Origin of the sequence: Cognatundibacterium crateris, assembly GCF_010078235.1 — a bacterium.
Taxonomy (GTDB): Bacteria; Pseudomonadota; Gammaproteobacteria; order Burkholderiales; family Burkholderiaceae_D; genus Undibacterium; species Undibacterium crateris.
Window position 1 is genome coordinate 34,027 of sequence record NZ_JAABOS010000010.1, and the last position, 13,078, is coordinate 47,104.

Annotated in this window: 13 protein-coding genes; 9 read left to right on the forward strand and 4 right to left on the reverse strand. The window is 51.9% G+C overall.

What is annotated here, in order from left to right; genetic code table 11:
• Positions 1-85 precede the first annotated feature (85 nt).
• Complete coding sequence (queG, locus tag EYB48_RS16610) at positions 86-1,174, forward strand: tRNA epoxyqueuosine(34) reductase QueG (protein WP_162021503.1); 1,089 nt, start codon at positions 86-88, stop codon at positions 1,172-1,174.
• Here the strand turns inward: queG and EYB48_RS16615 are convergent.
• The 3 genes from EYB48_RS16615 to EYB48_RS16625 form a co-directional block, all read right to left on the reverse strand.
• Positions 1,171-2,064, reverse strand: a complete 894-nt coding sequence (locus EYB48_RS16615) for an AEC family transporter (RefSeq protein ID WP_162021504.1) — start codon at positions 2,062-2,064, stop codon at positions 1,171-1,173. The two genes, queG and EYB48_RS16615, sit on opposite strands and share 4 nt — an antisense overlap.
• 77 nt (positions 2,065-2,141) lie before the next feature.
• A complete protein-coding gene (locus tag EYB48_RS16620; RefSeq protein ID WP_162021505.1) occupies positions 2,142-2,732 on the reverse strand; it encodes a response regulator transcription factor in 591 nt (196 codons plus the stop codon).
• Positions 2,733-2,819: 87 nt separating this feature from the next.
• Entirely contained in the window at positions 2,820-4,817 is a 1,998-nt protein-coding gene (locus EYB48_RS16625) for a PAS domain S-box protein (protein WP_235935226.1), read from the reverse strand.
• Positions 4,818-5,000: 183 nt separating this feature from the next.
• Between EYB48_RS16625 and EYB48_RS16630 the strand changes: the two genes are divergently transcribed.
• The 8 genes from EYB48_RS16630 to EYB48_RS16665 all read left to right on the forward strand — a co-directional run bounded on the left by EYB48_RS16630 (position 5,001) and on the right by EYB48_RS16665 (position 11,936).
• Positions 5,001-6,005: a TRAP transporter substrate-binding protein gene (locus tag EYB48_RS16630; RefSeq protein ID WP_162021506.1), complete on the forward strand. Its 1,005-nt coding sequence runs from the start codon at positions 5,001-5,003 to the stop codon at positions 6,003-6,005.
• Between the two features lie 80 nt (positions 6,006-6,085).
• Positions 6,086-6,637: a TRAP transporter small permease gene (locus tag EYB48_RS16635; protein ID WP_202927823.1), complete on the forward strand. Its 552-nt coding sequence runs from the start codon at positions 6,086-6,088 to the stop codon at positions 6,635-6,637.
• On the forward strand, positions 6,634-7,914 hold the full coding sequence (locus EYB48_RS16640) for a TRAP transporter large permease (RefSeq protein WP_162021508.1): 1,281 nt from the start codon (positions 6,634-6,636) through the stop codon (positions 7,912-7,914). Before EYB48_RS16635 ends, EYB48_RS16640 begins: the two co-directional genes overlap by 4 nt.
• A gap of 496 nt (positions 7,915-8,410) precedes the next feature.
• Positions 8,411-8,911 (forward strand): methylated-DNA--[protein]-cysteine S-methyltransferase, encoded by a 501-nt coding sequence (locus EYB48_RS16645; protein WP_162021509.1) that lies wholly within the window; start codon positions 8,411-8,413, stop codon positions 8,909-8,911.
• Positions 8,883-9,863 (forward strand): site-specific tyrosine recombinase XerD, encoded by a 981-nt coding sequence (gene xerD, locus EYB48_RS16650; RefSeq protein WP_202927816.1) that lies wholly within the window; start codon positions 8,883-8,885, stop codon positions 9,861-9,863. The genes EYB48_RS16645 and xerD overlap by 29 nt, the downstream gene beginning before the upstream one ends.
• Before the next feature lie 19 nt (positions 9,864-9,882).
• Positions 9,883-10,386: a Cys-tRNA(Pro) deacylase gene (gene ybaK, locus EYB48_RS16655; protein WP_202927817.1), complete on the forward strand. Its 504-nt coding sequence runs from the start codon at positions 9,883-9,885 to the stop codon at positions 10,384-10,386.
• 101 nt (positions 10,387-10,487) lie between these two features.
• The gene (gene plsY / locus EYB48_RS16660) at positions 10,488-11,093 is read left to right on the forward strand and encodes a glycerol-3-phosphate 1-O-acyltransferase PlsY (RefSeq protein ID WP_162021511.1); all 606 of its coding nucleotides are present in this window, start codon (positions 10,488-10,490) and stop codon (positions 11,091-11,093) included.
• Positions 11,094-11,459: 366 nt separating this feature from the next.
• Entirely contained in the window at positions 11,460-11,936 is a 477-nt protein-coding gene (locus EYB48_RS16665; RefSeq protein WP_235935227.1) for a cache domain-containing protein, read from the forward strand.
• Positions 11,937-12,002: 66 nt separating this feature from the next.
• Here EYB48_RS16665 and tsaD read toward each other — a convergent pair whose 3' ends face one another.
• On the reverse strand, positions 12,003-13,031 hold the full coding sequence (tsaD, locus tag EYB48_RS16670; RefSeq protein WP_162021512.1) for a tRNA (adenosine(37)-N6)-threonylcarbamoyltransferase complex transferase subunit TsaD: 1,029 nt from the start codon (positions 13,029-13,031) through the stop codon (positions 12,003-12,005).
• Between the last annotated feature and the right edge of the window lie 47 nt (positions 13,032-13,078).

Consider the following 13,078-nt stretch of genomic DNA (forward strand, 5'->3'; position numbering starts at 1 on the left):
ATTTGCCTAACATAGCATATCGCTCCATCCTTGTGTGGCCACAACTGCCGTGTGCGGGTACTCACACAAATGCAAAGAGCCTGCGATGACGCTGCAGCCCGACCAATTACAGGCGCTCGCGCAGCGTATCAAGGACTGGGGACGCGAGCTGGGTTTTGCTGAAATCCGGATTGCCGATATCGATCTGAGTCATGCTGAGGCTGGCCTGCAGCGCTGGCTGGACGCGGGCTATCATGGCGAAATGCAGTATATGGCGGCACATGGCATGAAGCGCTGCCGTCCGCAGGAACTGGTGCCGGGTACGTTGCGGGTGATTTCAGCGCGTATGAACTATCTGCCGGATAATGAGGGCTGGCGCGCGCGCGAAGCCGGTCGTACGGCCAAGGATGCGGTGATTTCTGTGTATGCCAGGGGACGCGATTATCACAAGGTATTGCGGAACCGGCTACAGCAACTGGCCGACCGCGTACAGCAGGAAATCGGCGCTTTCGGCTATCGTGCGTTTACCGATTCCGCACCGGTGATGGAAGTTGCGCTGGCCAGTCAGGCCGGACTGGGCTGGCGTGGCAAACACAGCTTGCTGATCAGTCGTGATGCGGGTTCCATGTTTTTTCTGGGCGAGCTGCTGGTCGATATTCCACTGCCCATCGATGCACCCGTGACTGAGCATTGCGGACAGTGTTCATCCTGTATCACAGCCTGTCCGACCCAGGCCATCGTCGCACCTTATCAGGTCGATGCGCGGCGTTGTGTGTCGTATCTGACGATAGAGTTACAAGGTTCTATACCGGTGGAATTGCGCAGTCTGATTGGCAACCGGGTGTATGGCTGCGATGATTGTCAGCTCGCCTGCCCCTGGAATAAATTCGCGCAAAAAGCGGTGGTCGATGATTTTGCAGTACGCCACGGGCTGGATCGTGCGCGTATGGTGGACTTGTTCCTGTGGAGTGAGGAACAGTTTTTACGCCATATGGAAGGCAGCCCTATCCGGCGCATTGGCCATGAAAGCTGGTTACGTAACCTGGCGGTCGGACTCGGTAATGCCGCTGGCGAGCATTATGCCGATGCGGAAATCGTGCAGGCCTTATCGGCACGCGCCGAGCATCCGTCCGCCATGGTCAGAGAGCACATCCATTGGGCTTTGCAGCAGCATGGCGTGAATTTACCCGCTTAGGGCCTGACTACGCTTAACCAGAATGGCAGGCTCAGCGCTGATAATAAAGTGCTGGCCGATACCAGAAAGGCGACGAAGGGTCCATTGCCACCCATGCGTGCCGCCAGCACAAACGCACTGGAAGCTGTCGGCAGCGCGCAGAAAATGACGACGATCTGCAATTGCAGCAAGGGCAATTGCAGGTAGCGTCCAATCAGCCAGCCAGCTGCGGGCAGCAACAGCAGTTTGATGGTCAGAAAACTGGCCGCATAGCCTTTGGCTTCATGCAAACCGCTGAGGCGGATACCGGCTCCGACTGCCAGCAAACCGAGTGCAATCGAGGCATTGCCCAGTCTGGATAAGGTCGCGGCTACGCCATCCGGCAGATGCCAGCCCAGCAGGCTGAAAATCACACCACTGGCGGTGCCGACCACTAAGGGATTGCTCGCGATTTCTTTGAGCAGGCGGCCACTGTTATGGGCCAGCGCATAGACGGCTGCCATATTGCACAGCGGGACCAGGAAGCCGATCAGGATGGCCATTAGTCCTGTGCCTTGCTCACCGGCGAGGCGGGAGGCGATCGCCAGGGCGATATAGGAATTGAAGCGGAATGCAGTCTGTACGCCGGATTCAAAATAACGTGGTGGCGCTTTGAAGATAAATTGCGTGAGCCAGCCCAAAACCATTGCGCAGCAAGTTGCCGCGATGCCGGTCTTGAGCATATTGCCGGTAGAATGAAAATCAAACTGGGTTCTGGCAGTAGTGTAAAAAAGCAGTGCCGGAAACAGGAAAAAGTAGACCAGCTTTTCCACTCCTGCCCAGAAATGTCCGCCCCAATGCTGTTTGCGTGCGAGCAGGAAACCAAGCAAGATCAGACTGAAATCGGGGAACAGCAGGTTGAAGACAGACATAGATACACAAAGAAGGCTGACTGAAGTGGCCTGACTATAGCAGGCCTGAGCATCCTAAATAGGATACAGATAAGGACTTATTTAAGCAGACCAGCCAGTTCTACCGCTGTTTTGACTTGCATCTTATCGAAAATATGGGCTCGATGGACTTCGACGGTACGCATACTGATACCCAGCTCATCGGCGATGACTTTATTCATTTTGCCGAGCAAAATCAGATCCAGCACTTCTTTTTCGCGCGCCGACAGACTGGCCAGGCGTTCATGGATTTGTGCCGTGACACCGGCTTCGCGTGATATCGCCAGCGCTTCCAGTACGCGGTCCATCAGCTTATTGTCGTTGAAGGGTTTTTCAAAAAAATCAAAGGCGCCGCGCTTGAGGGTATCGACCGCCATTGGTACATCGCCATGACCGGTCAGGAATATCACCGGCAAACGTTTGGTCAGTTTTCTGGCTGACAGCATATCAAACAGGCTGGTGCCGGATAGCCCCGGCATACGCACATCCAGTAGCACGCAATCACCCTCGGTATCGAAGCGGAAGCCTTGCTCCAGTCCAGCCAGAAACTGTTCGCTGCTGGCATAGCCGACGGCAGCAATCTGGCGCGAACGGGCAAGCCAGGACAGCGAATCCCGGATCACTTCTTCGTCGTCGATGATGTGTAACATAGTCTCTCCACACTGGTTGTTAAGTGCCTGCTAGGCTTTTTCTATGCATGGCCAGCCTGAGTGCGATCCAGGCAAACTCAGGCGATATCAGCCTTGCGCGGCAGTATTGTCTTCGCTGATGACAGGTAAGGCAAGCCGGAATATCGTGCCGCCTTCAGGATTTGCACTATGGGTCAGCTGCCCGCCATGAAATTCTATGGCTGTTCTGCAAATATTCAGACCCATCCCCATTCCACTGTTCTTAGTTGAAAAGAAGGGGGAGAACAGTTTTTCTGCAACTTGCTGTGAGATGCCGTGCCCGCGATCAATCACCAGAATCTCAATCCGCTGCATTGTCTCATCATAGCTGATTTGCAGGCGTAAAATTTTTTGTGACTGTGCCGTATTTTGCATCGCCTCTATCGCATTCCGGGTCAGATTGAGCAAAACCTGCTCCAGCAATACCGGGTCAGCCAGCAATGCGGGTAAAGGATCACTCATGTCGGCATACACCGTAATGTGTGAGGGCTGCGCCTGTAATTCTATCAGTGGCAATACGCTGTTGATTACATCGCGGATGTGGATGCACTGGCGGTCCGGATCGCGTTTTTTGACGAAGTCATACACGCTGCGTATGATCTGGCCCGCGCGCTGCGCCTGGGTATTGACCTTACCCAGTGCGCTTTGCAGCAGCGAAGGGTCCGCTACACCTGCCTGTATCAGATTCGAGGCTGCGGTGGTATAGCTGGAAATCGCTGCCAGAGGCTGATTCAGTTCATGCGCCATCATGGAGGCCATTTCCCCCATGGTCGCCAGTTTGGCACTCGCATGCAGCTTTTCTTCCTGCTGACGTGTGATTTCCTGTGCATGTTTGAGCTCAGAGATATCGAGTATCGAGCTCATCCAGCCAGTTTGCTTGCCCGTTTCATCGATGAGGGGCGACTCATAAATCAAGACGGGGATGCGTTCACCGTTAGCATGCAGGTAGATGGTTTCAAAGCCATCCTGCGGGATGGAGCCCGCCAACAACTGACTGAAGCGCTCCTGATATTCCTCATAGGCTTCCGGCGCCCAGTAAGGCATAGGCGGAACGCGCCCTATAATTTGTTCCGCCGGATAGCCAACCATCTTGCAAAAAGCCGGATTCACATAAGTCAGGCGACCATGCATATCGCGCGCGCGCAGTCCGGTTACCAGTGAGTTTTCCATCGCGGTGCGGAAAATGACTTGCTGACGCAGCGCGCCTTCGGCGGCCAGCCGGCGGTTAATGTCGCGCCATAAGGCCAGCAGACTCCAGATTAATCCTATCGACAGCAGCACTATCGTGACGACCAGCAGATTGGACAGAATTTTTGGCTCAGTCTTGGTGCTGTTGGTGCGTAAGATTAAACTCAGTTCAGGCAATTCCAGTGTGCGGTTATGGGTGTAGACGTTTTTGCCCACACCACCGGAAGCGCGGCTGGCATACACCGTATCATCAATGTCCAGGATGGAAATCTGATTTTCCTGCGCAAACCACCAGGGCACCAGTTCTTCCAGGATGCCATTGGCCAGGTAGCTGATCACGATATTGCCGTAATGCGTGTTTTGCTTATACAAAGGCACCTGACAGCTGATCAGGTAGCTGTTTCTCTGCGCTTCCGCATCCAGCGCAGGCAGGAAACAGCGTGTTTTGCGGTCGATTTCGAATACGCTCGATACCAGCGTATGCGGAGGCGGCCCGGCTTTGGATGGCGCCCCTTTTTTCTCGGTTGAGACTACCGTTTCGCCCTCGGGTCCTAGCCAGCTGATACGGGCGATTTCGCGGTTACTGGACAGTAGTTGCTGAAAGCGCTCCAGCACTGCTTTCGGCTGTATCCCGGCCGTCACCACATCGGAACCGATTTGTCGCACCACTTCATCATTCCGGTCTAACTGAAAGATGATGGCCTGCTCCACCCACAGGGTATCGGCGATCAATTGTTCCTGGCGCTCGTTGGCCTCCATCTTTTGTGCCTGCCATGGCAGCCAGATCAAGGTTGCCAGAAACAGAGCCAGCAACAGGATAGGTATCATCCAGCGCCATTTCTGATTGGGCCAGGTTTGCGATTGGTAGAATTTTTTCATGCCGGATAGTGTAATCGACCTGCTGCAGCACTGATACTGACGCATACGCAACACGTAGTGGTTATCCACAGTAGTATAGCTATGGCTAATTTTGAATAATCACATAGAATCAATAAATTAACTATAAGCAATAGTGGTGGCAAAGCTGTTGCACTTTTCAATAATAACGTTCCGGAGACCAGCATGAAGATCAAGACACTACTTTTTTCCCTGTTAACTGCTTCCCTGGTGAGTGGTGTCGCGCATGCGCAGGCCCCCATCGTGATTAAGTTCAGTCATGTGGTCGCCAGTGATACGCCAAAAGGTAAAGCGGCCGAACGTTTTAAAGAACTCGCTGAAAAAGCCACTAAGGGACGCGTTAAAGTCGAGCTGTATCCTAACAGTACCCTGTACAAGGACAAAGAAGAGCTGGAGGCCTTGCAACTGGGCGCGGTGCAAATGCTGGCACCTTCGCTGGCGAAATTTGGTCCGCTGGGCGTAAAAGAATTTGAAGTCTTCGATTTGCCGTATATTTTCCCGAACAAAGATGTGTTGTACGCGGTAACGGAAGGTCAGATCGGTAAGGATTTGTTCAAAAAACTGGAGCCTAAGGGGATAACCGGCCTGGCTTTCTGGGATAACGGCTTTAAAGTCATGTCTGCTAACAAGCCCATCCATCTGCCATCTGATCTGAAAGGGCAGAAATTACGTATTCAATCTTCCAAGGTGCTGGATGCACAGATGCGTGCCCTGAGTGCCAATCCGCAGGTACTGGCGTTCTCTGAGGTGTATCAGGCATTACAGACTGGCGTGGTGGATGGTACAGAAAATCCGCCATCCAATATGTACACTCAGAAAATGCATGAGGTGCAGAAGCATGTGTCTGTAACGAACCACGGCTATCTGGGTTATGCCGTGATCGTCAATAAAAAATTCTGGGACGGCTTGCCGGCGGATGTACGCACAGAGCTGGATGGCGCGATGAAGGCTGCCAGCAAATATGCTAACGCGATTGCGCAACAGGAAAATGACAATGCTTTAGAAGCTGTGCGCAAATCCGGCAAGACCACAGTCTACGTCCCGACTGATAAAGAGAAAGCAGAATGGCGCAAGGCCTTGCTGCCAGTGCAGAAGGATATGGAAGGCCGCATCGGTAAAGATCTCATTGCGAATGTGAATAAAGAAGCGGTCCGTCTGGGCGCTAAGTAAACTGTTCGATTCGTGTAGGCGTTTGCAGAAAATCCGCAGCGCCTGCTTCTGCATGCTCCTTTCTCTCTTCAGGACACATGATGAAATTTCTCAATCATCTGGAAGAGTGGCTGATCGCATCCCTGATGGGCGCTGCGACTCTGGTTACTTTCTTCGCTGTTTTACACCGTTATCTGTCTGGCTTTGATATTCCTGTCGTACAGGATGCAATGCTAAAAATGAATACCAGCTGGGCGCAGGAACTGACCATCTATATGTTTGTATGGATGGCCAAATTCGGTGCAGCCTATGGTGTGCGCACCGGCATACATGTTGGGGTGGATGTGCTGATCAATAAACTGTCTCCAACCCGACGCAATCAGTTTGTCATCCTGGGCTTGCTGGCTGGTGCTTTGTTCACCGGTATCGTCGGCACCCTGGGTGGCAGTTTTGTGTGGGAGATTGCGCATACTGATCAGACTTCCGCCGATCTGGAAATCCCGATGTGGTGGGTGTATCTGGCCATCCCACTCGGTTCTTATCTGATGTGTTTCCGTTTCCTGCAGGTGTGCTGGACGTTTATCAAAACCGGCGAATTGCCTAAGCACGATCATGCCCATGTCGAAGGTCTGGAAGAAGAGGTGAAAGCATGAACGCCGCCATTATTTTTGTCCTGTTGCTGGTCCTGATGCTGACTGGCATGCCGATTTCGATTTCGCTAGGCCTGACGGTTCTGACCTTCTTGTTTACGATGACAGAAGTGCCGATAGAATCGGTGGCGCTGAAATTGTTCACCGGTATAGAAAAGTTCGAAATCATGGCGATTCCGTTCTTTATTCTCGCTGGTAATTTCCTCACGCATGGTGGCGTGGCGCGGCGCATGATTAATTTTGCGGCGTCTATGGTTGGCCACTGGCATGGTGGTCTGGCACTGGCTGGCGTTATGGCTTGCGCCTTGTTTGCTGCGGTGTCCGGTTCTTCGCCTGCAACCGTGGTAGCGATAGGATCGATTATTTTGCCAGCGATGGTAAAGCAGGGTTATCCCAAAGGCTTTGGTGCCGGGGTGATCACGACTTCCGGCGCGCTCGGGATTCTGATCCCACCGTCTATCGTGATGGTGATGTATTCGGTATCTACCAATACCTCGGTTGGGCAGCTGTTTATGGCTGGTGTAGTACCAGGCTTATTACTCGCATTCTTCCTGGGGCTGACTACCTGGTTCCTGGCCCGCAAGCATAATTATCCGCGTATGCCTAAGGCCAGCTGGGGCGAGCGTCTGGCCGCTTTCCGTAAAAGTGCATGGGGCCTGTTGCTGATCGTGATCGTGATGGGCGGGATTTATACCGGCATGTTTACACCGACCGAAGCAGCCGCAGTTTCTGCCGTGTATGCGTTTGTGATTGCGGTCTTCGTGTACAAGGACATGGGTTTGAAACAGGTGCCCAAAGTCTTGCTGGATTCTGCCTCCATGTCGGCCATGCTGCTCTATATCATCACGAATGCAGTCTTATTCTCATTCCTGATGACCAGTGAAAACATTCCGCAGGCGATGGCGGGCTGGATCATGGATAAGGGTTTTGGCGTGATCAGCTTCCTGCTGGTGGTGAACATCCTGTTGCTGTTAGCCGGTAATGTGATGGAACCCTCATCCATCGTGCTGATCATGGCGCCGATATTGTTCCCGGTTGCGATGAAGCTCGGTATAGACCCGGTTCACTTCGGCATCATCATGGTGGTCAATATGGAAGTCGGTATGTGCCATCCACCGGTAGGGCTCAATCTGTATGTCGCATCTGGTATTACGAAAATGGGGATTACCGAACTCACAGTCGCCGTGATGCCGTGGCTATTGACGATGGTGGCTTTCCTGTTATTGATCACTTATGTGCCGCAGATTACCATGTGGCTGCCAAATCTGATTTACAAATAAGCCTGTAAAGCTATTGTAAATTTTGATAAGACCAAGCTTAGCCAGTCTATGCTTGGTCTTATTTTTGTTTACCACATTTTTATATGTTTTTTTAGTACTTTTACATTTCTGCAACAGTGCCGTATTTTTACTTAGTTTTTTTTGTCACTGGTATTTCGTCATGCTATATTCTGCGCAGTTCAGAATTTCGCAGCACAGGTTTATAAGGCGGTAGTGCAAAAAAACGGTACTCATACCGTACACTGAGGAGACGCGCGTTTTTCATATAAGCTGAGTGACTGGCCCCAGGCCAGCCAACTAAACAGCCAAAAACGCGAAAAATTTTTAAAGGCGCATCGGCAGATGCGCCTTTTTTCTTTGTGTATTCATTCTGTAGCGTGGGCTGTTAATATATCGCTCATGCCTTGCATGCTGAGCTAAGGAGCCGATCCGCTTCCAGCCCTGGCTGTGCACAGTTTCAAGCTTCTATTTGTTTTTCATCTTTACAGAACCAGGTATGACAAAAGCTGAATCCGAGCTGTTCGACTCCATCATCAGCGCTCCGTTTGGCGCGATGGGCATACGTACCGCGCATGGGGTGCTGACCGAGCTGGTGTATCTTCCTCCGCGTTTCGATGAAAAAGCAGCGCCAGACGCACTGAATCAGCAGATACATCAGCAATTGCGCGCTTATTTCGCTGATCCGCATTTTCGCTTTTCCCTGCCTTTACAGTCACGAGGCAGTGAGTTCCAGAACCGCGTCTGGCAAGCGATTGCCGCAATTCCATGCGGTAGCGTCCTTACTTATGGCGAGGTCGCGCGGCAAATACGCTCGGCACCGCGTGCAGTAGGGCAGGCTTGCGGTGCCAACTGGTACCCGCTGGTGATTCCCTGTCATCGGGTGACTGCGGCAGGTGGACTGGGTGGCTTTGCCCACCATGATGACGAAAGCGGTTTTCATCTTGGCGTAAAACGCTGGTTACTGGCCCATGAAGGTCTCACTCAGTATGGCGCTTAAGACGACTGCTGCGCTGACTGGCCGTCGCCGCGGCCGGGTACCGGTGCAGACTATAGAGCTGAATGTCTTGGTACAGGCGCAGATAGACAGTTTCTGCGACACGCTGTGGCTGGAAGAGGGATTGTCTAAAAATACGATAGAAGCCTATCGCAGTGATCTGCGTTTTTTTGCTGCCTGGTTGCAGCAACATGAAGTCAGTGATCTGTACCAGGTCGGAAGTACGGAATTAAATGCCTACCTGTCTGAAAAAAATCCTGGCTCGCAATCCAGCAGTGCTAACCGCCGCCTCAGTGTACTCAAACGTTTTTATCAGCTCGCAGTGCGCGCTGGCAGCCTGAGTGAAAATCCGACAGAACAGCTGCGTTCTGCCAAAGCCGCACAAAAACTGCCCAAGTCTGTCAGTGAAGCACAGGTGGAGGACTTGATACAAGCGCCGGATGACAGTGCGATTGGTTTGCGCGACCGCGCAATGATAGAGTTAATGTATGCCTGTGGTTTGCGCGTCAGCGAACTGGTGCAGCTCAAAACCACCGAGGTCGGCCTGAATGAAGGCGTGCTGCGGGTCACCGGTAAAGGAAGTAAGACCCGCCTGATCCCTTTTGGTGAGCATGCGCGCAGCTGGTTAGAAAGATATCTGCAAACGGCGCGTCCCGTTATCCTGCAAGGGCAAATTGACGATGCACTGTTTGTCACCGCACGTGGCGCCGCCATGACCAGGCAAATGTTCTGGGTGCTGATTAAAAAGTATGCACTTCAGGCCGGTATCCGGTCATCGCTGTCACCACACACCTTGCGTCATGCGTTCGCCACGCATCTGCTGAATCACGGTGCTGATCTGCGCGTGGTGCAGCTATTGCTTGGTCATGCGAACATCACTACCACGCAGATTTACACCCATGTGGCTAAAGAACGCCTGAAGCAGCTGCATGCACTGCATCATCCGCGGGCTTAGCGGAATTGAACAATTCAGTATGGAGAAAAAATTGGCAAAAAAAGAGCATGTGTCAGAAACGCCCGCAACGCAGTTTCTGAAGAAAAAAGGCTTCAGTTATTCTGAACATCCGTATGCGTATGAAGAGCATGGTGGTACCGCTGTCTCATCGCGCGAGCTTGGGGTGGATGAGCATAGTGTGATTAAAACGCTGGTGATGCAGGATGAAGCGGCGAAGCCCTTGATTGTGCTGATGCATGGTGATTGCAAGGTATCGACTAAAAATCTCGCACGCCAAACCGCCAGAAAAAACATAGAGCCATGTAAGCCTGAAGTCGCGCAGAAACACTCAGGTTATCTGATCGGCGGGACCTCGCCCTTTGGCACCAAAAAGAGCATGCATGTATATGTCGAGGAAAGCATACTGAGTCTGCCGCGCATCTACATAAATGGCGGGCGCCGTGGTTATCTGATAGGAATTGCACCGCAGATTTTGATAGATGCTTTGTCAGCACAGGCTGTGCATTGCGCATTAGAAGAGTAATTTCAGCCGGGTATAGGATAGAATTCTGGCTTCACTAATCGGGGCGATGTACAAATTTAAGCGTCGTCCGGCCATGTAACAGCTCATCTCTGAAGGAAAAAATGTACACCTTAATTGCAATGCTTCTCGCTTATCTGATTGGCTCTGTTTCTTTCGCTGTTGTTGTCAGCTATGGCTTTGGTTTGTCTGACCCGCGTACCTATGGTTCCAAGAATCCTGGTGCGACCAATGTACTGCGCAGCGGTCATAAAGCTGCCGCGATTCTGACCTTACTGGGTGATGCGCTTAAAGGCTGGTTTGCGGTCTGGCTGGCGCAGCATTTCAGTGAACAGTTTGGCCTGGACACGCTGGCGCTGGCGGGTGTGGCACTGGCCGTGTTTATCGGACATCTGTGGCCGGTATTCTTCAAATTTGTCGGCGGTAAAGGCGTTGCGACTGCAGCCGGTGTGCTGATCGGTATTAATCCGTGGCTGGGACTGGCAACGCTGGCGACCTGGCTGATCATAGCTTATGCCTTCCGTTATTCCTCGCTGGCGGCATTAATCGCTGCTCTGTTTGCGCCTTTGTATTATGGATTTTTGTTTGGCCCTGACACGATGATGCTGGCCGTCTTCATCATGTGTGGTTTGTTGATTTATCGCCATCGTCAGAACATTGCGAATCTGATGGCTGGTAAAGAAAGTAAAATCGGTAGCAAAAAGAAATAGGACTTACGCAAAACCGCCCCAGCGGCGTTATGGCTCCTTGTCGTACAGCTCGTACAGCTCGTACTGCCAGCGTCGCCATGGTGTAGCCAGGGTTTCAGGCAACATGTTGCCTGCTGCCGTAACGGACATCGCTTACCAGCGATGTTTCCTAAAGCACCAAAGGGCTGTTTCGCCTTGCCGGGACAATTTTTCGTAAGTCCTAAGAAATAAACCACAACACGTCTCTGCTTTGGAAGCCTGACGCTTTCATGGCTGAGACGTACATCGCTGTTGCTGTCAAATAAAAAAAAATTTCAATTTGGTAATTCCTCAACTATCATCAAGTAGCAAGATCCGGATTTGTTTTAATTTTCTTCCAGGAGCGCAATGATGATGAAACTTCCTCAATTCAAAAATTTTTTGCAAATGCTGCTGCTGGTTAGCGGCTTAAGTGCTGGCTTAGCATGGGCGCAGGAACAGGGTACGCCAGCGGAAGCAAAAGCGATGGTACAGCGGACTATCGACAGCATGAAAAAAAACGGTATTGACAGTACCGTCGCTGATATCAATAAAAAAGATGGCAAGTATCAGGATCGTGACCTGTACATCGTTGTGTATGACATCAACGGTAAAAATCTCGCCCATATCAATCCCAAGATGATAGGCAAGGACCTCACCGATCTGAAAGATGCGGATGGTAAGTACTTCGTACGTGAGCGTATTGAGCTGGTGAAAAAGAAAGGCAGCGGCTGGCAAGACTATAAATTCGTTAATCCGGTGTCTAAGCAGATAGAGCCGAAGTCTATGTATGTCGAAAAGTACGAGGGTGTGATTGTAGGTTGTGGGGTCTACAAAAAAGAATAAACGCTCAGCCTGTCCATGCTTGCTGCGGATTGACAATGCAAGGCATGGATAGGCGGGCAGCTGGTATTAGGCCGGTTGCAGTTCTTGCAGTGGCCAGCGCGGGCGCACATTAAAACCATAATCGGTGGTCGCCAGTGCCGGATTGTTTTTCAGGCGCATCGCACCGGCGAAGGCAATCATGGCACCGTTATCGGTACAGAATTGCAATTCAGGGTAATACACGGTGAAGCGCTTTTTAGTGGCTGCTGCATTCAGTGCTTCTCTTAACTGCCGGTTCGCGCCGACCCCGCCCGCAATCACCAAGCGTTTCAACCCTGAGTGTTTCATGGCATTGACACACTTGGCCACCAATACATCCACGATGGCTTCCACAAAACCACGTGCGATGTTTTCTTTATCGGTCTGACTCAAAGGCGTTTCTGATTTTTTGACGACGGTCAGCACCGCAGTTTTCAGACCGGAAAAGCTGAAGTTGAAATCCTTGGAGTGCAGCATGGGGCGCGGAAAGGTGTGTACGCCGGTCTGACCACGTTCCGCCATGGCTGAAATGGCGGGGCCGCCCGGGTAATCCAGGCCAAGTAATTTGGCTGACTTATCAAAGGCTTCGCCTGCCGCATCATCCAGCGTTTCACCCAAAAGCTGGTATTGGCCTACACCATCGACCCGCATCAATTGCGTATGTCCACCGGAGACCAGCAATGCGATAAACGGAAATTCCGGTGCAGGTGTAGCGAGTAAGGGCGACAGCAAATGCCCTTCCAGATGATGCACACCCAATACAGGTTTGTTCAGCGCCATACCCAGGCCACAGGCAAATGAGGCACCGACCAGCAGCGCCCCCGCCAGGCCAGGGCCCTGGGTATAAGCGATTGCATCGATATCCTGCCTGGATTTACCTGCCTTTTGCATGACTTCCTGCAGCAAGGGGAGCGCACGGCGTACATGATCACGCGAAGCCAGTTCAGGCACTACACCGCCATACTCCTGATGCATAGCGATTTGTGAATGCAGAGCATGGGCAAGCAGACCATGCTCGGTATCGTACAGGGCCAGTCCGGTTTCATCACAAGATGATTCAACGCCTAAAACTATCATGGGAAATACTCAAAAAAGACGACATGCCGGGTCAGCATGTAAAGGCG

Excerpts from the sequence above, each read along its gene's own strand:
- queG (WP_162021503.1), top strand. The coding sequence starts at position 86 with ATGACGCTGCAGCCCGACCAATTACAGGCGCTCGCGCAGCGTATCAAG.
- EYB48_RS16640 (WP_162021508.1), top strand. The coding sequence starts at position 6,634 with ATGAACGCCGCCATTATTTTTGTCCTGTTGCTGGTCCTGATGCTGACT.
- xerD (WP_202927816.1), top strand. The coding sequence starts at position 8,883 with ATGAAGGTCTCACTCAGTATGGCGCTTAAGACGACTGCTGCGCTGACT.
- ybaK (WP_202927817.1), top strand. The coding sequence starts at position 9,883 with ATGGAGAAAAAATTGGCAAAAAAAGAGCATGTGTCAGAAACGCCCGCA.
- EYB48_RS16620 (WP_162021505.1), bottom strand. The coding sequence starts at position 2,732 with ATGTTACACATCATCGACGACGAAGAAGTGATCCGGGATTCGCTGTCC.
- EYB48_RS16630 (WP_162021506.1), top strand. The coding sequence starts at position 5,001 with ATGAAGATCAAGACACTACTTTTTTCCCTGTTAACTGCTTCCCTGGTG.
- plsY (WP_162021511.1), top strand. The coding sequence starts at position 10,488 with ATGTACACCTTAATTGCAATGCTTCTCGCTTATCTGATTGGCTCTGTT.
- EYB48_RS16625 (WP_235935226.1), bottom strand. The coding sequence starts at position 4,817 with ATGAAAAAATTCTACCAATCGCAAACCTGGCCCAATCAGAAATGGCGC.
- EYB48_RS16635 (WP_202927823.1), top strand. The coding sequence starts at position 6,086 with ATGAAATTTCTCAATCATCTGGAAGAGTGGCTGATCGCATCCCTGATG.
- EYB48_RS16665 (WP_235935227.1), top strand. The coding sequence starts at position 11,460 with ATGATGATGAAACTTCCTCAATTCAAAAATTTTTTGCAAATGCTGCTG.
- EYB48_RS16645 (WP_162021509.1), top strand. The coding sequence starts at position 8,411 with ATGACAAAAGCTGAATCCGAGCTGTTCGACTCCATCATCAGCGCTCCG.
- tsaD (WP_162021512.1), bottom strand. The coding sequence starts at position 13,031 with ATGATAGTTTTAGGCGTTGAATCATCTTGTGATGAAACCGGACTGGCC.
- EYB48_RS16615 (WP_162021504.1), bottom strand. The coding sequence starts at position 2,064 with ATGTCTGTCTTCAACCTGCTGTTCCCCGATTTCAGTCTGATCTTGCTT.